The sequence below is a fragment of the Brevundimonas aurantiaca genome, assembly GCF_014199955.1.
Classification (GTDB): Bacteria; Pseudomonadota; Alphaproteobacteria; order Caulobacterales; family Caulobacteraceae; genus Brevundimonas; species Brevundimonas aurantiaca.
Genome location: NZ_JACHOQ010000001.1, coordinates 60029 through 81598, shown reverse-complemented (window position 1 = coordinate 81598; position 21570 = coordinate 60029). Strand labels below are relative to the sequence as shown.

The window sequence follows — 21570 nt, the reverse complement described above, 5'->3', positions numbered from 1 at the left end:
TCAGTCCCTGTGATCGACGATGTGGCGGCCGCGCACCATGCGGACGAAGGGCAGGGGACGGTCGGGGCTGGTTCGATCCTGGCCAAGCCGCTCGGCCAGTTCGCCCAGCACGAAGCGGGTGATGGCGGGCAGATCCAAGGCGCGGGCGTCTTCCAGCGGCAACCAGGCGATTTCGTCCAGCTCGCCCGACCCTGCGGTCGGCTCGGGCGTCAGCAGGGCCTCGGCTGGGGCCATGAAAAAACGAGCGTCGAACCGGCGCGTGCGGCCGGGCGGCGTAACGGCGCGGGCGATGTAGGACAGGACCGAAAGATCGGGCAGGGCGCCCGCTTGGCGGTATTCGCGCCACGGTCCGGCGACGCTGGCCGACGGCGCGGGCCGCCCCAGGACCAAGCCGGTCTCCTCGAAGGTCTCGCGGATCGCCGTCAGGGCCAGGGCGCGGGCGCGGCGGGCGGGAACCTCGGCCTCCAGCCGACGCGCGACGTCTGACGCCAAGGCGCCGGTCGAGGCGGCGGTGAAATCCGCCCGGTCAATTCGTCCGCCGGGAAACACCCATTTCGAGGCCATGAAGACATGGCCCGGCGCCCGCCGCCCCATCAGCACCTCAGGCCGCGATCCGCCCCGTGTCACGATCAATGTCGCCGCGTCCTTGGGGCGTTGGGCGCCGCCGACGCGAGGCGCGTCGGTCAGGTCCTGCGCGGCGTCGAAGGGGGTCACCTCCGCTTGCCCTTACGCACGCCCTTCAGCCCGCCCGAAGGTTTGGAGCCGTTGCGGGGCTTGGGGCCGCCCGGCCGGTTCTTGCCGCGCATCGGCGGGCCGTCGCCGCCTCGTCCCCGGACGCCGTAGCGAGGGGGCGGGGCGTTGGGATCGCGCGGCTCCGGTTCGCTGAGCATTTCGAACACCAGTCCGCCGGTGACGGGGGTGGCCTCCACCAGCCTGACCTCGACCATCCGGCCCAGGGTGAAGCGCTTGCCGGTGCGTTCGCCGACCAGGGCGTGGGCGCGGTCGTCGTGGGCGAAATACTCGCCGCCCAGGGTGGAGACGGGAACCAGGCCGTCGGCGCCGGTCTCGTCGAGGCGGATGAACAGGCCGAAGCGGGTCACGCCGGTGATCCGTCCGGTGAAGGTCGCGCCGACGCGGTCCTCCAGGAAGGCGGCGATATAGCGGTCCATGGCGTCCCGCTCGGCCGCCATGGACCGGCGCTCGGTCATGGTCACGCCCTCGGCGATGGCCGGCAGTTCGGCGATCTCGCGGTCGGTCAGCCCGTCCTTGCCGAGGTTCAGCGCCCGGATCAGGCCGCGGTGGACGATCAGGTCGGAGTAACGCCGGATCGGCGAGGTGAAGTGGGCGTAGCGGTCCAGGTTCAGGCCGAAGTGGCCGACGTTTTCCGGCGAATAGACAGCCTGCATCTGGGTGCGCAGAACCATTTCGTTGACCACATCGGCGTATTCGCCGTCGCGGGTCTCGTCCAGCAGCTTGTTGAACCGCTTGGTCGTGCCCGGCTCGCCCTTGTTCCAGGGCTTGCCGATGGTCGAGAGGAAGTCGGCCAGGTTGAAGATCTTCTCCTGACTGGGGGCGTCGTGGACGCGATAGATCAGCGGCGTCTTCTTCTGTTCCAGGGTCTCGGCGGCGCAGACGTTGGCCTGGATCATCATCTCCTCGATCAGCCGGTGCGCCTCCAGGGAAGCGCGCTTTTCGATGGAGGCGATGCCGCCATCCGGGGCCATACGGATGCGGCGCTCGGCGGATTCGATCTGCAGCGGACTGCGTTTCAGCCGGCCCTTCAGCATGGCGTGGTAGGCGTTCCACAGCGGATAGAGGATGGTCTCCATGATCGGGCCGGTCGTGTCGTCAGTTTGCCCGTCGATGGCGGCCTGGGCCTGTTCGTAGCTGAGCTTGGCGTGCGACCGCATCAGACCGCGCACGAACTTGTGGCCGGTCTTGCGGCCGTCCTTGTCGAACACCATCCGTACCGCCAGACAGGCGCGGTTCTCGCCTTCCTTCAGGCTGCACAGGCCGTTCGACAGCACCTCGGGCAGCATCGGCTCGACGCGGTCGGGGAAGTAGGTGGAGTTGCCCTTGTCGCGCGCCTCGCGGTCCAGCTGGCTGCCCGGCCGGACGTAGGCGGCGACGTCGGCGATGGCGACCCAGACGATCCAGCCGCCGGGGTTCTTCGGATCTTCGTCGCGGGCGGCGTAGACGGCGTCGTCATGGTCGCGCGCATCGGCAGGGTCGATGGTGATGAAGGGGATTTCGCGCAGGTCTTCGCGCCCCTTCAGCGTCGGCAGTTCCTGATCCTCGGCCTCGCGCTCCACCGCCTCGGAGAAGCCGGTCGGCACGCCATGGGCGTGGATGGCGATCAGGGAGGCGGCTCGGGGGTCGTCCTCCTTGCCGATATGTTCCAGGATCTTGCCGCGCTTGGGCCCATAGCGCTGGTCGCCCTTTTCGATGGCGGCCAGGACCAGGTCGCCGTCGCGCAGATCGCCCGACTGGGCCTGCGGCACCAGCAGCACGTCCTTGGAGCGGCGGTCGACGGGCTCGACGCGGGTCTCGCGCGTCGACTTGCGGATGACGCCCAGGACACGGTTCGTCCCCGCGTCCAGCCGTTTGATCAACCGCGCCTCCCAGCCGTCGTCGCCGCGCTGGAACTTGACCAGCAGCCGGTCGCCCAGGCCGGGGGCGGGGCCGACCTTGGTCCGGTCGGGCATCAGCAGGGCGCGGGGCGCATCGGCGCCGGCCTCGACCAGGCGGACGTAAAGTTCGCCGTCGCCGTCGCGTTCGATCACATCGGCGACGCCGACGGGGGGCAGGGCGCCGGCTTCTGAGAAGCCCTTGCGGCCCCGTTTGCCCAGTCGGCCCTCAGCCTCCAGCTCGCGGATCATTTCGCGCAGGGCTCGGCGATCGCCGCCCTTCAGGCCGAAGTGGCGGGCGATATCGGTCTTCTCGGCCGATCCGGCCTCGCGCAGAAAGGCGAGGAGGGTGTCTTTGTCGGGGAGACCGGCGGGCGGCCTCTTGGGTGATTTGGTCATTGCGTCTTTCGTAGCGCGGAACCGCGCCCTTGGGTCAAATCTTGCGTGAGTTGACCATGTGAATGTGAGGCCTCAGCCTCGCTGCGTCCCGAACCGGAGCCTACGATGTCCCTGACCGCCCCCGCCCTGAGCGCGACCGTGAAGTCGCCGCTGGATCTGATCGGCAAGACGCCGATGGTGGAGGTGACGAAGATCGACACCGGCAAGTGCCGGCTGTTGCTGAAACTGGAGTCCCAGAACCCCGGCGGCTCGATCAAGGACCGGATCGCCGTCGAGATGCTGGATGCGGCCGAACGCGAGGGATGGCTGAAGAAAGGCGGCACGATCGTCGAGGCGACGGCCGGCAATACCGGCCTGGCCCTGACCCTGGTCGGCCGCGCTCGGGGATATAAGGTGCTGCTGGTCATTCCGGACAAGATGTCGAAGGAAAAAATCCAGCATCTGCGAGCCATGGGCGCCGATGTTCGCCTCACCCGGTCGGATGTGCCGCACGGTCACCCCGATTACTATACCGACATGGCCGAGCGCCTGGCCCAGGCCATTCCCGGCGCCTATTACGTCAACCAGTTCGCCAACCAGTCGAACGCCGAGGCCCACGTGAAGACGACGGGGCCGGAGATCTGGGAACAGACGGGCGGCGACATCGACGCCTTCGTCGCCGGCATCGGCTCGGGCGGGACGATCACCGGCGTGGCGCGCTACCTGAAGAGCGTCGGCTCCAAGGCGCAGATTATTCTGGCGGATCCGGTGGGATCGACCCTGGCCGGCATCGTCAACGACGGCGTGCCGGGGCCGGACGGCAGCTATACGGTCGAGGGCATCGGTCAGAACTTCGTGCCCGATACGGCGGACATGAGCCTGATCGACAAGGCCTATTCGATCCCGGACGCGGAAGCCATCGCCACGGCGCGCGAACTGCTGCTGAAGGAAGGCATTCTGGCCGGATCGTCTTCGGGCACTCTGATCGCCACGGCCCTGCGCTGGTGCCGCGAACAGACCGAGCCCAAGACCTGCGTCACCTTCGTCTGCGACACCGGGGCCAAATATCTGTCCAAGGTCTATAACGACGCCTGGCTGGCGGATCAGGGCCTGGGCGAGCGCGAGCTGCACGGCGACCTGTCGGACCTGATCAATCGCAAGTACGAGCGGGGCGACGTCGTCGTCGCCGGTCCGGGCGACACCCTGGACACGGCCTTCAAGCGGATGAAGGGCGCCGACGTGTCCCAGCTGCCGATCATCGAGGACGGGCGTCTGGTCGGCATTCTGGACGAGAGCGATCTTGTCCATGTGATGAACACCGACGAGATCACCCGCAAGGAGCGGTTCGCCAAGCCGGTCGCCGACGCCATGACGCGCGATCTGGACACGGTCCAGGTTAATGAGCCGCTGGACGCCCTGATCCCCCTGTTCGACCGTGATCGGGTGGCCATCGTGCTGGACGGCGAAAAGTTCGTGGGCCTGATCACCCGCACCGACCTGATCAACCACCTCAGCCTGAACCGGTAAGAACCATGGCCGACAAGAAGAACAGCCAGGGTTTCTCGACCCGCGCCATCCATGCCGGGCAGCATCCCGACCCGACCACGGGCGCGGTGATGACGCCGATCTACGCCACCTCGACCTACGCCCAGGAAAGCCCGGGCGTGAACAAAGGCTATGAATACGCGCGGGGCAAGAACCCGACGCGCGAGGCGTTCGAGGCCTGTATCGCCGATCTAGAAGGGGGCACGCACGGGTTCGGCTTCGGCTCGGGCATGGCGGCGACCTCGACGGCGCTGGAGCTGCTGGACGCGGGCGACCACGTCGTGACCGGCGATGACCTGTACGGCGGTTCGTGGCGGCTGTTCGAGCGGGTGCGACGGCGGAGCATGGGGCTGGACTTCGCCTATGTGGACCTGAGCGACATCGGCGCGGTCGAGGCGGCCATCACCTCCAAGACGAAGATGTTGTGGGTCGAGACGCCGACCAATCCACTGATGAAGCTGGCCGACATCGCCGCCCTGTCCAAGGTGTCCAAGGCGCATGGCCTGCTGCTGGTGGTTGATAACACCTTCGCCACGCCCTTCTGCCAGCAGCCGTTGAGCCTGGGAGCGGACATCGTCATGCACTCGGCCACCAAATATCTGAACGGCCATTCGGACATCATCGGCGGCGTGCTGGTGACGGCCGATCCCGAGCTGGCGACGCGGATCAAGTTCCTGCAGAACTCGGTCGGCGGCGTCATGGGGCCGTTCGACGCCTTCCTGGCCAACCGGGGGCTGAAGACCCTGGCGCTGCGGATGAAGGCCCACTGCGAGAACGCCCTGACGGTGGCGCGCTGGCTGGAGACCCGGTCGGGCGTGGCGAAGGTCATCTATCCCGGCCTGATCGCCCATCCGCAGCACGCACTGGCTGCGCGCCAGATGTGCGGCGGTTACGGCGGCATGGTGACGGTGATCCTGGACGGCGACCTGGAGAGCACCAAACGGGTGCTGGAGCGGGTCGAGGTCTTCACACTGGCGGAGTCGCTGGGCGGGGTCGAAAGCCTGGTGAACCACCCGGCCATCATGACCCACGCCAGCGTGCCCAAGGAGGTGCGCGAGGCAGGCGGCGTGACCGACAACCTGATCCGCCTGTCGGTCGGCGTCGAGGACGTCGAGGACCTGATCGCCGATCTGGATCAGGCCCTGGGCTGATCTCAGCCGGACGGCAGAGCCGTCTGGTGGCCGGTGACGGGGGGCAGCTTCTTCTTGGGGGCGGCGCGCTTCGCAGGCGGAGCCTTGGCGGGCTTGGGCAGGGCGGCGCGGCGGGCCAGTTCGTCGTCGATGACCGGCAGGATGTCGCTGGCGGCCATCACCTGGGTGGAGGCGCCGTGTTCGACCAGACGAGCGGCGTTGGCGCGCAGGGTGGTCAGATCGGCGTCGGTCATCGTGGGGATCATGTCGGCGAGCGGGGTCATGTCGTCATCCGTGCAGAATGGCTTCAGGGCCGGCGCGCGAGGCGCCAGCCCTTCAGCTGATTGAAGGCGATCTCGACCACGACACGGTCGCCGAGCAGCGACACGCCGTTCGGCGCGCCCAGGGTCGGCAGGACCGTGACGATGTGGCCGTTGTCCAGGCGGACCTTCCGGCCGCCCAGAGGCAGGAGCTTCGTCACCTCGCCGTCGAAAGCGATGGCAGGCGAGCCAAGAAGCTTGTCCTACTCCGCCGCCGAAAGGCGACCGGCGGATTCCTTGCCGGAGCGCTGGTCGCGCTCGATTTCGTAGCCGATCTTCTGGCCTTCGTTCAGCGAGCCGAGGCTCGAGGTTTCGACGGTCGAGGCGTGGACGAAGACGTCCTTGCCGCCGTCATCGGGGGCGATAAAGCCGTAACCCTTGGTGGGATTGTACCATTTTACAGTGCCGGTAGCCATTTGGAGACCTCCGTCTGGCGTTGGCCGCAGGGAGGAATCCCTGGTCGGCCTGTCGGGTCTGAATGGGATCGGCGTTTGGACCTCGGCGCGTGATGCAAAAGGAGCAGCGGCGTTACGCAGAGAGATCGACACTGTTGATATGGGCGCTCACGGCGGAGAATCAAGGAGCATGGCTTCGAAACAGGGACGTGGTGCGGAACCTTGGAGCTCAGCGCGACAGATGAGATACAAGCGTTGCTTTCAGGCGCCGCTTTATTTCTGGCGTCATAGTGGCGAACAGCCCCTGCGCATCTTGCGGTATGTGCGCCATTGGGTCCTCACCATCCGGGCGGAACAGGTAGTGGTCAAAGACTGCGCGCCAAGCTTGTCTTTCGCGCGGGGGCAAATCTCGAAGTGTCAGCAGACCATGTAGAAGACTGAATATAGGCGCTTCGGTGTAGGCTGGTGCATCACGCCACCAAAAGTTGATCATTGCGCTGAATGGGTCCAGGGATTCGACGTGGTGTATGCAAAGGCTGGGCATATACAAGCAGTCGCCGGGCTCAAGTTCGGCGACTTGTGCGTGCTGCATCGCCTCTGCGAACCGAGGGTGGCGCTCGAGGTCTGGTTCTATGAAATCAACAAGACTGATTGGCTGGCCCGAGAGAGTAAAATCAACGGGTCCAAAGTAAAGATTCCGGATTTGCTCGATCGGGAAGAGTGTGAAGCGACGCCGACCCGCGACTACACATGCCAGGTTCTGTGGCAAATCCCAATGAGCTGCCGTCCTGACACGGTTTCCGATCCAGAGCGAAACTCGCCGCTCGCCCTTGCCGTCCAACAGAGGCATGGGAGTCTCCGGCATGAGCGCCGGAAGATGGCTAGCGAGCGGCACGCCGCCAGCATAGAATCCGGGAGGCTCGGGATCATCGTGGTGCCGCATTAACCTGTCCAGCAGAACGGCGAGTGGCGCCTTTTCTTGGGCGTGATTGAAGCCCCTCAAGTCGTGGCTATAAAAAAAACGTCCCTTGATTTCCGGCGAGCCAGTCCAGATTACGGTCGGGTCGGATGTGGCTGCCGCTCGGACATGATTGTAGAGCTCTCGATGAGATCTCAAGCCTAGCGATACCATAGGCCAGTTCGACACTAGCCCCCGCATTATAGCTGGCCGGCCCGTGGGAACGATCTGCGTTTCGAAAACGTCGCGGCTAACGTTCGAGTATACCGGAATGACGTGGGTCATATAATCTTGTGTGTCCACGTATTGCTTCAGGAGACGAGGCGACTATTGGACGAGAGGCATTGAGCATTGCGTAGGATGACCCGCTCAAAACAACGTTCAGCCGCCGTTCTCAGGCAATGTGCATTGAGTGCCCACGTCCGCATTAGCGTTCGAGGCTCTCACAAGGCGCGCAGCCTCAGCCAGTTTTTGACAATCGTAGATTGTCACCCGAGCGCCGCTCACCAATACGTAACCAAGGCCGCTGGCACAAGCGACTTCGAAAAGGTCGCGGCGATCCTCGGTGCGTCCAACCTTTACAGCATTCGAGACGTCGCAGGGCTCTGTTGTCTGACTCATCAAGCGCTGCGCCTGGCGGCGAATGCGGTCGCGTTCGGCGGGGGAGTAGGATTGAAGCCGTCGATTTGCCTCAAATTGTTGAGCGGCCGTTTGACCCGGCTGGCGACGTTCATTCTGCTGAGCTCGGACGGAGCCTTCATCTGTGAATTGCGGGAAGCCGGATTGGGCTGACGCCGCTGAAGCGCCGAGCATGGCACATGCGCCGAATACGAATGCGATTTTCATTTGAACCCTCCGGTCACGACGGTCTCAGATATACATTCTGTCGTCAAGAACGGCGCTATTCTTATGGCGGGGGCGCGGGTCAGAAGGCGTAGGCGACCTGGGCCACGAGGGCGTCCTCGTACTGCTCGCCGAAGGTATGAGCGTCGGTGTCGTGGTAGCGGAGGTCGAGGTCGAGGGCGTCGGTCAGGGCGTAGGTCACGCCCACGTTCCAGCCTGCATAGTCCGGGCTGTTGTCCTGTTCACGTCGGCCCAAGGCGGCCGAGCCGTCGAGGCGGGGCGTGAAGGCCCAACCCAGCTCGGCCTCTACCCAGACATAGGACCGGGTCGAACCGGGGGCGTCGGGTGCGTACTGGACCAGTAGGGCGGCCTGGGCGGGTCCGACGGCGCGGCTTACCACGGCGCTCAGCTCCACGCCGTCGGCGTCATAGCCGGCCTCGACATCGAGGCGGCGCTTGTAAGCGACGTTGAGGTCGAAGGCGTAACCGAAGGCCTCAGGCCGATAGCCGACGATCCAGTCCGTCTCGATGTTCGAGCCGCCCGCCTGGATGGTCTGGAATCCGGGCGAGACATAGATCAGGCCGTCGGCGCTCTCCCAGGCGGCATAGGCGGAGACATAGCCGTTATTGCCCGACTTGGAGGCGGCCTTTGAGCGGTTGTCCGTCCCTGCGCCGACCTCGAACGACCAGGATGAGGACGGGCCCGAAGATGGGTCCGACGACTGGGCCAGCACGGGGGCGGCGACAGCTGCGAAGGTCGCAGCTAGGACGAGGCGGGCGGCGCGTGTGTTTCGGATCATGGGGGCTCCAACGCGCGAACCGCGCGAAAGAGCCCCTTAGCCTGTCGGGAAGCGGGCTGAAAACTGTTCCGTAGCCTGAGCGAACTCTTGTCGCAGGCGGGCGACCAGTTCGGCGGTCGGAACGACGTCGTGGATGGCCCCGGCGCCCTGGCCGGCGGACCAGACCGTCTTCCAGGCCTTGGCCTCGTCGCCCATGTCCAGCTTGTGCTCGGGCAGGTGTTTGGGATCGATCCCGTTTTCGACCAGGGACTTGGTCATGAAGTTGGCCGGGATGCCCGAGACCGCAGGGGTGTGGACGATGTCGGTCGCGCCGCTGTCGATGACCATCTGCTTGTAGGCTTCGGGCGCCAGGGCCTCGGTCGTGTTGATGAAGCGGGTGCCCATATAGGCGAAGTCGGCGCCCATCATCAGGGCGGCGGCCACGTCCTGGCCCGTGGAGATGGCGCCGGCCAGGATGATGGTCCCGTCGTAGAAGGACCGAACCTCGTTGATCAGGGCGAACGGATTGATGATCCCCGCGTGGCCGCCCGCGCCGTTGGCCACCAGGATCAGGCCGTCGACGCCCGCCTCGGCCGCCTTTCGAGCGTGACGAATGTTGGCGATGTCGTGGAAGACCACGCCGCCGTAGCCGTGAACCGCATCCACCACGTCGCGCACCGCGCCGAGGGAGGTGATGATCAGCGGCGCCTTCTCCTCGACCGACACCATCATGTCGGCCATCAGCCGGGGATTGGTCGGGTGGACGATGTGGTTGACGCCGAAGGCGGCGGCGTCGGGGGACAGGCGACCCTTGATCTCCTGCAGCCAGTCCCGATAGCCCTCGGTGGTGCGCTGGTTCAGCGACGGGAAGGTTCCGATGATCCCGGCGTTGCAGGCCTCGACCACCAGATCCGGCCCCGAGACCAGGAACATCGGGGAGGAGATGACCGGCAGGGTCAGGCCTTTTTGAAGCGAAGCGGGAATGGCCACAGGCGTCTCCTTCAGTTTCGTTTCAGGACGCATACCGGGCTGTCGTGGCGTAAGGCAATCCGTTCCGAAGTCCGACCGAAACCTTCAGTCTGTCAGGAAAGGCGCCAGCAGGGGATGGGCCAGGACGGGCGCGGCCAGACGAACCACGGCCTGCGGATCTTCCAGCCGGACGGCGGCGGTGGCGTCGGCGACGATGAAGTCGGCGTGGGTGCGCGACGGCTCGGTCAGCCGCTCATGGCCCGGCCGCACGGTCGCCAGATACTGGGCCACGACCGAATCCGCCGACCGACCCCGCTCGGACTGGTCGCGCAGCAGGCGCCGGATGAAGCGGATGTCGGCGGGGGTGTCGACGAAGACCCGGATGTCAAACAGGGCGGTCAGCTCGGGCGTACAGAGCACATGGGTGCCTTCGACGATCACCACCTCGGCTGGCGGGATCGGTTCGCCGCCCGGCTCGCGTCCATGATGGATGAAGGAATAGACGGGCGCGGTCACGCCCCGACCCGACTTCAACGCCTTCAGGTCTGTGATCATCAGCGCATGGTCGCGCGCGGCTACATCGTCGAAGTCGAAGGTCGCGGGGTCGAAGCCGGGCAGGGCGGCGGCGTCCTTATAATAGGAGTCTTCGCGCACCAGCACGGCCGCCCCGTCGGGCAGGCTGGACACAAGCGCCTCCGCCAGCGTGCTCTTACCGGAGCCGGAGCCCCCCGTGATTGCGATCAATATGGCCATGGACGGCCTTCTACGGCGCCGGCCGGCGCATCGCCAAGCGCCGGTCCGACGGGGCGATCGGTCGCGCGACGGCGCGCCGGGCTCGCATTGCTTATCGCTGATCACCCCTATAGCGTCTCATCAAGCGTCGCGGGCGAGCAGACGCATCAAGGGACAAGGAAGACGCACATGCTGGGATTGATGCAGGATTGGCCTCTGACGGTCGATAAGATCCTCGACCATGCCAAGAACTGGCACGGCGACCGCGAAGTGGTCACCCGTTCCGTCGAAGGCCCCATCGTCCGCACCACCTATAGCCGGATTCACGACAGGGCCAAGCGGGTGTCCAACGCCCTGAAAGCCTGGGATATCGAGCCCGGCGATCGCGTCGCCACCCTGGCCTGGAACACCGACCGCCATATCGAGACCTGGTACGGCGTCATGGGCATAGGCGCGGTGTGCCACACCCTGAACCCCCGTCTGTTTCCCGAGCAACTCGTCTATATCATCAACCACGCCGAGGACCGGGTCATCTTCACCGACCTGACCTTCGTGCCGCTGCTTGAAGCCATTCTGCCCCACATCCCGAAGGTCGAGCGGGTCATCATCATGACCGACGACGCCCACATGCCGCAGACCCGGCTGCCGCGCGCAGAATCCTATGAAAGGATCGTGGCTGAACAGTCCCCCGACGTCTTGTGGGGCGACTTCCCGGAAAACACCGCCTGCGGCCTGTGCTACACCTCCGGCACCACGGGGAATCCCAAAGGGGTGCTGTATTCGCACCGCTCCAACTTCCTGCACACCTTCATGGCCCTGCAAGCTTCGGTGGTTGGGGGCAAGACCAGCGACGTCATACTGCCGGTGGTGCCCATGTTCCACGCCAACGCCTGGGGCATCGCCTTCGTCGGTCCCGCATCGGGCTGCAAGCTGGTGATGCCGGGCGCCCGGATGGACGGGGAGGCTCTGTATGAGCTGCTCGAGACCGAGGGCGTCACCTTCTCGGCCGCCGTGCCCACCGTGTGGCAGGGGCTTCTGGCCCATATGCGGCAGAACGGATTGAAGCTTTCTACGGTCAAGCGCGTGCTGATCGGCGGTTCGGCCGTGCCGGAAAGCCTGATCCGAGCCTTCCACGACGATTATGGCGTCGAAGTGCTCCAGGGCTGGGGCATGACCGAGACTTCGCCGATCGGCACCCTGTCGAACATGACGCCGGAGACGGCGGCCCTGCCGTTCGAGGAACAGCTGAAATACCGCACCAAACAGGGTACGCCCCCACTGGGCATAGAACTGGCGCTGAAGGACGACGCGGGTCAGAGCCTGCCGCATGACGGGGCCACCTTCGGCCATTTGATGGTCAAGGGGCCGACGGTCGCCCGCGCCTATTTCCGTGAGGAGAGCTCGATTCTGGACTCAGACGGCTTCTTCGATACGGGCGACGTCGCGACCGTCGACGAGCTGGGCTTCATGCAGATCACCGACCGGTCAAAGGACGTGATCAAGTCGGGTGGGGAGTGGATCAGCTCCATTGAGATCGAGAACATCGCCGTCGGCCATCCCAAGGTCGAACTGGCGGCGGTGATCGGCGCCCCTCATGCCAAATGGGACGAGCGCCCGGTCCTGCTGGTCAAGCTGAAGGCGGGAGAGATCCTGGACAAGCAGGAGCATCTCGACTTCCTGAAAGGCAAGATCGCCAAATGGTGGATGCCCGACGACGTGGTGGCGCTGGACGAGATTCCCCTGGGCGCCACAGGCAAGATCGACAAGAAGCTTCTGCGCGAGCGGATGAAGGACTATCGTCTGCCCGACGTTCAGCCCGCCTGACCTGCCGGAACGCCGATGCGATCGACCAAGCCCGTCCCCGCCTTGATCCCTGTCCTGACCGCCGTGACGGCGGCGGCTCCGGTCTTGGCGGTGGGGGCCATGGCCGCCACCCTGTTCGGCGGGGTCGATCGGGCGGTCACCTATGATCTGCTGACCTGGACGGTGGGGCGGGGTCTGGCCTGGGTCGGCCTCGGTGCGGCCTTGGTCGTCTCGGTCCTGGCTCTGCGCGACCTCGGCCGACGTGGGGCCTATGCCGCGACGGCCCTGGTGTTGGCGGGAAGCGTGCTGGGCGTCTTCCTCTATCAAGGGGCGCGTCTGGCCCAGCCGACGCCGCGCGACGTCAGCACCAGTGTGGAAGAACCGCCGGCCTTCAGCCGTTTGGCCGCCCTTCATCCTCGCGCGAATGACGTTCAGGGGATGCAGGCCTGTCCCGCCGCCCGCTCCATTCCCTCGCAGATCTTGGCGCAGCAGGCGGTATCGGCCCTGGTGGACGCTGGTTTTCCAGTGGTTCGCGCCGCGACCTTCGAGGTCGAGGGGGTGCATGAGGGCGCCTGGTTCGGCTTCGCCTATGACGCGGTGATCCGCATCCGGCCCGGACGGACCGACATTCGAGTTGCAGCGCGCGATCCGCGCCCCGACGGCGGCGCGACCTGCCGTCTGATGGGCAAGATCGTCGCGGCCCTGGAGGAGGAAGTCCGCTAGAGCATGATCGTTTCGGACGGAACCGCGCAGCGGTTCCAACAGAAGCGTGAATCATGCTCTCGCTTTGATCTGGGGCTTGATTCACCGTTTCAGCGAACCGCGGTTCCTCCTCAACGGATCAGGCTCTAGGCCGGACGAAACTCCGTCGTCACGCTGGGCGGGCCCGAAACGGTCGCCGTCCCGTCTTCGACCAGTTTGATCAGATGGGCCAGGACCGACAGGGCGGCGGCCGGCCACAGCCGCTGATCCACGGCGGCGTAGAGAATCGGCGTCATCTCCGCCGCCGTTCGGTCGCCCGCCCTCAACCGCGCCGCCACCTGGGCCTCGCGCTCCAGCCTGTGGGCGCGATAGGCTGACAGAAAGGGCCCAGGGTTCGTCACCGGGGCGCCGTGTGTGGGCCAGAGGGTGATGTAGTTCCGCGCGATCACGGCGTCCAGGCTGGCCATATAGTCGCGCATGTTTCCATCCGGCGGCGCCACCACCGTGGTGGACCAGCTCATGACGTGGTCGCCGCTGAACAGGGCGTTCTCCTCCCGTAGAGCGAACGCCATATGGTTTGAGGCGTGGCCGGGCGTGAACAGGGCCTCCAGCGTCCAGCCGTCGCCCTCGATCCGTTCGCCGCCCGTCAGCACCCTGTCGGGGGCGAAGTCCGCATCCTCATCCTCATCCAGCGCGCCCGAGGCGTGGGTTTCTCGCAGCGGGGGCCGCGCCGCGAGAATCGTCGCCCCCGTACGATCGGCGAAGGGGCGGGCGAGGGGGGCGTGGTCGCGGTGGGTGTGGGTGACGAGGACGTGGCTCACTACACGTCCCGCCACCGCCGTCAGCAGGGCGGCGAGATGCGCCTCGTCCACAGGGCCGGGGTCGATCACCGCCACCTGCGCCTCCGGCTCCGCCCGCCCGACAATATAGGTCCCCGTCCCCGTAAAGGTGAAGGGGCCCGGATTGTCGGCGATCACCCGCTGAATCAGCGGCGAGACCTGATCGCGCCGCCCATAGGCGAAGTCGAAATCGCGAACGAAGGGAATCACGCCGCCGCCCCCGTCCTCTGGCGCGACCCTTGCCTTAACTCCTCGGTAACCTTCGCCGGAGCGCCCATCATGGCTCGTTCGATCGCCTTCGCTGTCTCAAATCGGCTCCAGCCTATCGCGGCGGCGCTGCTGTGTCTCATGGCGGCGCAACTCGTCACAGCGTCGTGCACGCCCGAGCCGGCGCCTTATGCGTCGAGGGTGGCGGTGGAGCGGTAGCGTACACCCAGAGGTGCCATCTCAACGTCGTGGAGTTTTGCACTTAGCTCATTTGGAAGCCATTATTGTTCTGCAATTTTGGGATGAGAGGATAATCCATGCCCAAAGAACGCTAAGAGGTGCAAAATGGCTTCTTAGTGGCGCTCACGGTCATGGTGTGGCCTTATTGAGACAATCTCACGACTAATAGGTTACGGAGGCGTAATAGTCGTAGCTTCGATGGGTTCACTGACTAAGGTCTCCTTCGATCCGCGCGCATGGGGGCGCGGCATATCGAGCAACTCGTGAGCCGTCGCCGCGAGTTGCGTTTTGGAGGACTTGATTTGAAAACCCAAACAATTCGAGAGCGTCTGCTGACGGGCACGATGATTGGAGGCGTGGCGATGTTCGCGGCCGCCATCGTCCCGGCCGCCACCGTTTTGGTTGCGCCCACGAACGCTCTTGCGCAGGCTTCCGCCACGCAGGGCGCCATCGCGGCCAATGTTAGGGATACCTCTGGCGCCGCTGTCGCGGGCGCGACCGTCACGGTGACATCGACGGATCAGGGCTTCAGCCGCACGTTTACCACGGACGCCTCTGGCGCTTTTCGCGCGGTCGCGCTGCCGCAAGGCAATTATACGATCGCCATCTCGGCCCCGGGCTATAATGCGTTTTCTGACAATGTGGACGTTTCGGTCGGCGGCACGTCGTCCTTCACCTTCACCATTGGTCGGGAAAACGCCACGACGGTCGGTGACATCGTCGTCGTAGGTACGCGCCGAGCTGTGTCCGAATTTGACGCCACGACGACGGGTCTGAGCGTCAACGTCGAACAACTGACGGCCAATACGCCGATCGCTCGGTCCGGAACGGCATTGGCGCTTCTCGCGCCCGGCGTGACGGCCGGTGATGCCGCATTTGGCGGCATCCCGGCGATTTCCGGCTCTTCGGCGGGGGAGAACACTTTCTTCGTCAACGGCCTGAACACCACGGACTTCGTGAGCTTCTTGGGCGGCGCCAGTGTGCCCTTCGAGTTCTACGAAACGTTCGACGTCAAGACGGGTGGTTATTCTGCGGAATTCGGCCGGGGCACCGGCGGGGTCATCAATGCTACGACCAAATCTGGCGGCAACGAATGGAAGTTCGGGTTGACGTCGTACTGGGAACCGGAAAGCCTGCGCGAGTATCAGCCCAATACATATCTCGCGCTGAACGAAAACGATTATCGCGAGTCTTGGGATGTTATCCTTGAGGCGGGCGGTCCCATCATCAGCGACCGTCTCTTTGCCTATGGTCTGTACAATGTGCGCAACCGCGAAGCGTACGACCAGAACACCAGCGGCCTTGGTTTCCGGACGAAGGACGACACGCCGGTTTACGGCGGAAAGGTCGACTTCATCATAGCGGATGGTCACCGCCTGGAAGGCACCTATTTCACCGACCACGTTGAGCAGGAAACCGAACAGACGACCTTCTTCGCAAACAACGCGGGTTCGAGGTCGGATGGCGTTTACAACTTCGAGAGCGGCGGCGATAATTACGTCTTCCGCTACACTGGTGTTTGGACCGACTGGCTGACCACTTCGCTGTCTTACGGCGTGACGGAAAACCGTACCGTCAGTTCTTCGCCTGAAGACGGCAACCCGGTGATCATCGATATTACCGGCTTCGACTACAACGGCGATGGTATTCTGGACGTTGAGAACACGCTGACGGCCCAGCGTGGCAATTGGTTGATCGGCTCGCCGGGCACCAATGACGACCGGCGCGAAATGCTGCGCTTCGACGTCGATGCCTATGTGTCGCTGTTTGGTCAGCACCACTTCCGGGCTGGTATCGACAATGAAGATCTGGAAGCCAGCCAAACGCTGTCTCGCTCGGGCTCGGGCTTCAACATCTGCCGGTCCTCGCCGATCAACACCGCGACGAACGAAGACGCCCTTGTCTGCTCTGGCGAGCGGACCGGCGGCGTGGCTTACCGCTACCAGACGCCCTTCACCGCTGCGAACGCTCCCGCTGGACGGCCTGATCTCATCGGTTCGCCGCGCCGCGTGCGGGTTGAAGTCTACGATAATTCTGGCTCGTGGACTTCGACGCAAAACGCCTGGTACGTGCAGGACAGCTGGGAAGTCACCGACCGGCTTACTCTGAATCTCGGCGTCCGCGGCGAAAGCTTCGAGAACGCCAATATCAACGGCGAAACCTTCGTCGACATCAAAAATCAGATCGCTCCGCGGCTCGGCGCCACATTCGACGTTTTCGGCGATCGTCAGGCTAAGCTGTTCGGCTTCTACGGGCGCTACTATCTGCCCGTCGCCGTCAACACGAACCAGCGCTTGGCCGGTCGGGAGCTGTACTTCCGCGATACGTACAATCTGAATGTGTTGAACGGTAATCTCGCCATCGACGCCAACCAAGACGGCATTCGTGACGACAATGAACAACCCATCTTGGGCAGCCTGTTCTCGGAAGTCACCCTCGCTGACGGCACGACCAAGCCGATCGCAACTCAGGTCGCTTCGAACCTTGATCCGATGTACGTTGATGAGTTCATCATCGGCTATTCGCAACGGTTCGGCGGTTATACGGCTGGCGTGACTGCGACTTACCGCGATCTGGGTCGTGCCATTGACGACATCGCCATCGACTCGGCTCTGCAGCAGTACTGCGAACAAGCTGGCGGCGGTCTCTCGGCGGCGAGCTGCGCCGGCGTCTGGTCGGGCTTCCACCAGTACGTTCTGGCCAACCCCGGCGAAGACGTCACTGTCACCCTGGCGGGCTCCGACTTGGCCGCAGCTTCGGGCGGCTTGATCACTCAGGATCGTGTCGTCGATCTGGCGGCGGATGACCTGCGTTTCCCGAAACCTGTCCGGGAATACAAGGCCGTCGAGTTCTCGCTGGAACGCGCTTTCGATGGCGTGTGGGGCGGCCGGGTCAGCTACGTCTGGTCTGATCTGGAAGGCAATTATGAAGGCGCTCTGAAGTCCGACAACGGACAGGCTGACCCTGGTCTTACTCAAGACTACGACGTGCCTGGCCTGGCGGACGGCGCGTTTGGCAAGCTGCCGAACCACCGCGAACATGCCTTCAAGGCGTATGGCAACTGGCAGGTGACGCCGAACTTCAATATCGGCGCCAACATCCTGATCGAGTCGCCGCGTCAGTTTGGCTGTCAGGGGGTTCACCCGGAAACCGACCCGAACACCGACGACGACCTGTTCGCCGCCTTCTACGGCGCCGCGTCGTGGTACTGCGACTTGGACGGCGACGGAACGTCAGAGGCCACGCCTCGGGGCTCCGTGTTCAAGAGCGATTGGCTCAAGGTCGTGGATTTGACCTTCGCCTATACCCTTCGTGATCGTTGGGGCATTCCGGGCGACGGCGTCACGCTGCGCGCGGATGTGTTCAACATCTTCAACCAGCAGGCTGAACTCGACTTCAACGAATTCGGTGAAATCGACATCGGCGCCTATCCGGGCCCCGGTCAGGTAAACCCGAACTTCGGCAAGGTCACCGCCTATCAGACGCCGCGCTATGTGCGTCTCAGCGCTTCGGTCAAGTTCTAAAAGACCGTAGCGGCGACGAGAGAGGAGCGGGCCTGCGGCCCGCTCCTTTTTTGTTTTGAAAACGAGATCCGATCTTTTGAGCAATAAAACTCGGCAGTTTTTATCCTCAAATTGATGCCGCCGCACTGGCGCCATCTTGGCGGTGGAGCGTTACAGCTTGGCTGGGCGCTGGGGCGCCCTCTCGTCTAGGATTGCAATGCTGAAGTTTTCCGCCGCCGCGCTCGCCGCGACCCTTTCGCTTTCCGCCGCCGCCGCCGCCTTCGCCCAGTCCCAGGACGGGCCGATCGTCACGGGCAATCGCACCGCCGAGACGGCGGAGGCCCTGAAGGTCCGTGAGGCGATCGCCTATTCGCACACGCTGCCGCGCGGGGCGCCGACACAGGATTATCCGCTGGTGGCTTGGTGCGACGCCCTGGTGACGGGGCACGCGGATCTGGGCGACAGCCTGACCAACCGCTCGCCGGAGGATACGGAGCTGGTGCGGCTGGGGCGTCTGGAGGCCCAGGATTTCCGCAGCGCCCTGGCGGCGGCGGAGCCGAGGCAGACGGCGGCGACCAAGGCGGCTGCGCAACAGGCGGCGGCTGCGGCCAAGGCCCAGTGGGCGCCGCTTCTGGCGAGCGAGGACGAGGCGGCGCGGAGCCAGTCGTTCGGCCTATTCTACGGCCTGCCGGGCCGGTGCGAACATGCGGCGCGGCGCATCCGGAACAACATCACCACTCCGCCGGCGACTCCGGCCGAAGTGGGGCTTGAGGCGCCGGCGCCCGCAAACTAAGCAGCGGGATCTCGAAGATCAGCGACGGCGGCTTGGGTCCGGCTCAGGCCGCCGTTTCCCGTTTGGCGGCGTAGGGATCGTAGTTGAGGATGGGGGCCAGCCAGCGTTCGCAGGTGGCCACGTCCCAGCCCTTGCGACGGGCGTAGTCCTCGACCTGGTCCAGGTCGATCTTGCCGACGCCAAAATAGTGGCTGCCGGGATGGCCGAAATAGAGGCCCGAGACCGAGGCGGGGGGCCTCATGGCGAAGCTCTCCGTCAGGGCCATTCCGGCGTTTTGCTCGGCCTGAAGCAGGCGGAACAGGGTGGCCTTTTCCGTATGGTCGGGCTGGGCCGGGTAACCGGGCGCCGGGCGGATGCCCTGGTATTGTTCGGCGATCAGATCGTCGACGCTGGTCGCCTCGTCGGCAGCGTAACCCCACAGCTGGGTGCGGACTTCCTTGTGCAGCCGTTCGGCGAAGGCCTCGGCCATGCGGTCGGCCAGGGCGGTGGCGAGGATGGCGGAATAGTCGTCGCCCGCGTCCTTGAAGCGTTTGGCGATCTCCAGCTCGCCGTGGCCGGCGGTGACGGCGAAGGCGCCGATATAGTCCTGGTCGTCGTCGGCGATGAAGTCGGACAGAGCCAGGTTCGGTTTGCCGTTCGACTTCTTGATCTGCTGACGCAGCGTGTGGAAGCGGGCGATCTCGGCGTCGCGCGTCTCGTCGGCGAAGACGATGATGTCGTCGCCGGCGGCGCGGGCGGGCCAGAAGCCGACCACGCCCTTGGCGGTAAACCACTTCTCGTCGATGATTCGCTTCAGCATGGCTTGCGCGTCGGCGAACAGATCCCGGGCGGCCTGGCCGACGATCTCGTCGTCAAGGATCAGCGGATAGCGGCCGATCAGCTCCCAACTGGCGAAGAATGGGGTCCAGTCGATGTGGTCGGCGAGGTCCTGAAGATCCCAGGACTCGAAGGCTCGTACGCCGATGAAGCCGGGCTTGCCGGGGCGGGGCTGATCGGGGTCGAGCTTGAAGCGGTTCTCGCGCGCCTGATCCAGGCTGGCGCGGGCCTTGACCTCCTGGCCCCGGGCGTACTGTTCCCGAATGCGGATGTATTCGTCGCGGGTGGCGGCTTCGTTCCTGGCCCTTTCGGTGGGCGACAGCAGGCCTGAGACCACGCTGACGGCGCGCGAGGCGTCGACGACATAGGTTGTCGAGCCCCGGCGATAGGCCGGCTCGATCTTGACCGCCGTATGGGTGCGGCTGGTGGTGGCGCCGCCGATCAGCAGAGGAATATCGAAACCGCGCCGCTCCATCTCAGCGGCGACGAAGACCATCTCGTCCAGCGACGGGGTGATCAGGCCGGACAGGCCGATGATGTCGACGTTATGGGCCTTGGCCTCGTCCAGGATCCGGTCGGCCGGGACCATGACGCCCAGGTCGATGACCTCGTAATTATTGCACTGGAGCACGACGCCGACGATGTTCTTGCCGATGTCGTGGACGTCGCCCTTGACCGTGGCCATCAGGATGCGGCCGGCCTGTTCGCGCGGCTTGCCGGCCTTTTCAGCTTCCATATAGGGCTCGAGCCAGGCCACGGCCTGTTTCATCACCCGGGCGGATTTGACCACCTGGGGCAGGAACATCTTGCCCGAGCCGAACAGGTCCCCGACCACATTCATCCCGTCCATCAGCGGACCTTCGATGACGTGCAGCGGCCGTTCGGCGGCGAGACGCGCCTCCTCGGTGTCGGCCTCGATGAACTCGGTGATGCCGTGGACCAGGGCGTGCTCGATCCGCTTGCCGACCGGCTGTTCGCGCCAACTGAGATCGACGACGCGGGCCTGACCCTTTTCGCCCTTGTAGCGGGGCGCCATGTCGACCAGTCGCTCGGTGTTCGAGACATTGGTCCGCTGCGGCCGGTTCAGAATGACGTCCTCGACCGCCTCGCGCAGCTCGGGGTCGATGTCGTCATAGACCGGCAGGTCGCCGGCGTTGACGATGCCCATGTCCATGCCGGCGTTGATGGCGTGGTACAGAAAGACGCTATGGATGGCCCGGCGCACCGGCTCATTGCCGCGGAAGCTGAACGAGACGTTCGAGACGCCGCCCGAAATGCGGGCGTAGGGCAGGGTGGATTTGATGACCTTGACCGCCTCGATGAAGTCGACGGCGTAGTTGTCGTGCTCCTCGATCCCCGTCGCTACCGCGAAGATGTTGGGATCGAAGATGATGTCCTCGGGCGGGAAGCCGACCTCGTTGACCAGGATGTTATAGGCGCGGGTGCAGATCTCGATCTTGCGGGCGGCGGTGTCGGCCTGTCCCACCTCGTCGAAGGCCATGACCACGACGGCGGCGCCGTATCTCAGGCATTTCACGGCCTGTTCGCGGAAGGCGGCCTCGCCCTCCTTCATGCTGATCGAGTTGACGATGGGCTTGCCCTGGACGCACTTCAGGCCCGCCTCGATCACCTCCCATTTGGAGCTGTCGATCATCACCGGCACGCGGGCGATGTCGGGCTCGGCCGCGATCAGATTGAGGAAGGTCCGCATGGCGACGGCGCCGTCCAGCAGGCCCTCGTCCATATTGATGTCGATGATCTGGGCCCCGGCCTCGACCTGCTGACGGGCGACGTCGAGCGCGGCCGAGTAGTCGCCCTCGACGATCAGCTTGCGGAATTTGGCCGAGCCGGTGACGTTGGTTCGTTCGCCGACGTTGATGAAGGTGGGTCTCATGACTGTCCTCCCTCTCCCATTGGGAGAGGGCTTGAGCGCACGGCGGCGAAGCCGTCGTTCTGGCGCGAAAGGGCGAGGGATAGGCGGTGCGAGTTGGC

18 protein-coding genes are annotated in these 21570 nt (G+C 64.9%); 6 read left to right on the top strand and 12 right to left on the bottom strand.

Annotated elements, in window-relative coordinates; all coding sequences use genetic code 11:
- Both GGQ93_RS00350 and rnr read right to left on the bottom strand, forming a co-directional pair.
- The gene (locus GGQ93_RS00350; RefSeq protein WP_183214775.1) at nt 1-714 is read right to left on the bottom strand and encodes an NUDIX hydrolase; all 714 of its coding nucleotides are present in this window, start codon (nt 712-714) and stop codon (nt 1-3) included.
- On the bottom strand, nt 711-3026 hold the full coding sequence (rnr, locus tag GGQ93_RS00345; protein ID WP_183214774.1) for a ribonuclease R: 2316 nt from the start codon (nt 3024-3026) through the stop codon (nt 711-713). The genes GGQ93_RS00350 and rnr overlap by 4 nt, the downstream gene beginning before the upstream one ends.
- 105 nt (nt 3027-3131) lie before the next feature.
- On the opposite strand from rnr, the gene GGQ93_RS00340 reads away from it, so the two are divergent.
- Together GGQ93_RS00340 and GGQ93_RS00335 are read left to right on the top strand one after the other, a co-directional pair.
- Nucleotides 3132-4532, top strand: coding sequence for a pyridoxal-phosphate dependent enzyme (locus GGQ93_RS00340; protein ID WP_152950640.1), 1401 nt, complete (start codon nt 3132-3134; stop codon nt 4530-4532).
- 5 nt (nt 4533-4537) lie between these two features.
- A complete protein-coding gene (locus GGQ93_RS00335) occupies nt 4538-5701 on the top strand; it encodes a cystathionine gamma-synthase (protein ID WP_183214773.1) in 1164 nt (387 codons plus the stop codon).
- Between the two features lie 2 nt (nt 5702-5703).
- On the opposite strand, the gene GGQ93_RS00330 is transcribed toward GGQ93_RS00335, so the two are convergent.
- The 8 genes from GGQ93_RS00330 to udk all read right to left on the bottom strand — a co-directional run bounded on the left by GGQ93_RS00330 (nt 5704) and on the right by udk (nt 10696).
- On the bottom strand, nt 5704-5964 hold the full coding sequence (locus GGQ93_RS00330; protein ID WP_183214772.1) for a hypothetical protein: 261 nt from the start codon (nt 5962-5964) through the stop codon (nt 5704-5706).
- A 23-nt stretch (nt 5965-5987) separates the two neighbouring features.
- Nucleotides 5988-6161, bottom strand: a complete 174-nt coding sequence (locus GGQ93_RS00325; RefSeq protein WP_152950636.1) for a hypothetical protein — start codon at nt 6159-6161, stop codon at nt 5988-5990.
- 42 nt (nt 6162-6203) lie between these two features.
- Entirely contained in the window at nt 6204-6416 is a 213-nt protein-coding gene (locus GGQ93_RS00320; RefSeq protein ID WP_183214771.1) for a cold-shock protein, read from the bottom strand.
- A 208-nt stretch (nt 6417-6624) separates the two neighbouring features.
- Nucleotides 6625-7638, bottom strand: coding sequence for a cupin-like domain-containing protein (locus tag GGQ93_RS00315; RefSeq protein WP_183214770.1), 1014 nt, complete (start codon nt 7636-7638; stop codon nt 6625-6627).
- Nucleotides 7639-7734: 96 nt separating this feature from the next.
- Nucleotides 7735-8199, bottom strand: coding sequence for a hypothetical protein (locus tag GGQ93_RS00310; protein ID WP_183214769.1), 465 nt, complete (start codon nt 8197-8199; stop codon nt 7735-7737).
- A 79-nt stretch (nt 8200-8278) separates the two neighbouring features.
- A complete protein-coding gene (locus GGQ93_RS00305) occupies nt 8279-8995 on the bottom strand; it encodes a TorF family putative porin (protein WP_183214768.1) in 717 nt (238 codons plus the stop codon).
- A 36-nt stretch (nt 8996-9031) separates the two neighbouring features.
- Entirely contained in the window at nt 9032-9964 is a 933-nt protein-coding gene (locus tag GGQ93_RS00300; RefSeq protein ID WP_183214767.1) for an NAD(P)H-dependent flavin oxidoreductase, read from the bottom strand.
- An 84-nt stretch (nt 9965-10048) separates the two neighbouring features.
- Nucleotides 10049-10696, bottom strand: coding sequence for a uridine kinase (gene udk, locus GGQ93_RS00295; protein ID WP_054766158.1), 648 nt, complete (start codon nt 10694-10696; stop codon nt 10049-10051).
- Nucleotides 10697-10864: 168 nt separating this feature from the next.
- On the opposite strand from udk, the gene GGQ93_RS00290 reads away from it, so the two are divergent.
- Both GGQ93_RS00290 and GGQ93_RS00285 read left to right on the top strand, forming a co-directional pair.
- The gene (locus GGQ93_RS00290; RefSeq protein ID WP_183214766.1) at nt 10865-12499 is read left to right on the top strand and encodes a long-chain-fatty-acid--CoA ligase; all 1635 of its coding nucleotides are present in this window, start codon (nt 10865-10867) and stop codon (nt 12497-12499) included.
- A gap of 15 nt (nt 12500-12514) precedes the next feature.
- Nucleotides 12515-13201 (top strand): DUF1499 domain-containing protein, encoded by a 687-nt coding sequence (locus GGQ93_RS00285; protein ID WP_152950631.1) that lies wholly within the window; start codon nt 12515-12517, stop codon nt 13199-13201.
- A 125-nt stretch (nt 13202-13326) separates the two neighbouring features.
- Here the strand turns inward: GGQ93_RS00285 and GGQ93_RS00280 are convergent, their stop codons facing one another.
- Nucleotides 13327-14229: an MBL fold metallo-hydrolase gene (locus GGQ93_RS00280; RefSeq protein ID WP_183214765.1), complete on the bottom strand. Its 903-nt coding sequence runs from the start codon at nt 14227-14229 to the stop codon at nt 13327-13329.
- Nucleotides 14230-14729: 500 nt separating this feature from the next.
- On the opposite strand from GGQ93_RS00280, the gene GGQ93_RS00275 reads away from it, so the two are divergent.
- Both GGQ93_RS00275 and GGQ93_RS00270 read left to right on the top strand, forming a co-directional pair.
- Nucleotides 14730-17990 carry a TonB-dependent receptor gene (locus GGQ93_RS00275; RefSeq protein ID WP_182713536.1) on the top strand — a complete coding sequence of 1087 codons (3261 nt, stop codon included), beginning with the start codon at nt 14730-14732 and terminating at the stop codon, nt 17988-17990.
- Nucleotides 17991-18186: 196 nt separating this feature from the next.
- Entirely contained in the window at nt 18187-18762 is a 576-nt protein-coding gene (locus GGQ93_RS00270) for a hypothetical protein (RefSeq protein WP_152950629.1), read from the top strand.
- 43 nt (nt 18763-18805) lie between these two features.
- On the opposite strand, the gene metH is transcribed toward GGQ93_RS00270, so the two are convergent.
- Nucleotides 18806-21472 (bottom strand): methionine synthase, encoded by a 2667-nt coding sequence (gene metH / locus GGQ93_RS00265; protein WP_183214764.1) that lies wholly within the window; start codon nt 21470-21472, stop codon nt 18806-18808.
- Nucleotides 21473-21570: the final 98 nt, after the last annotated feature.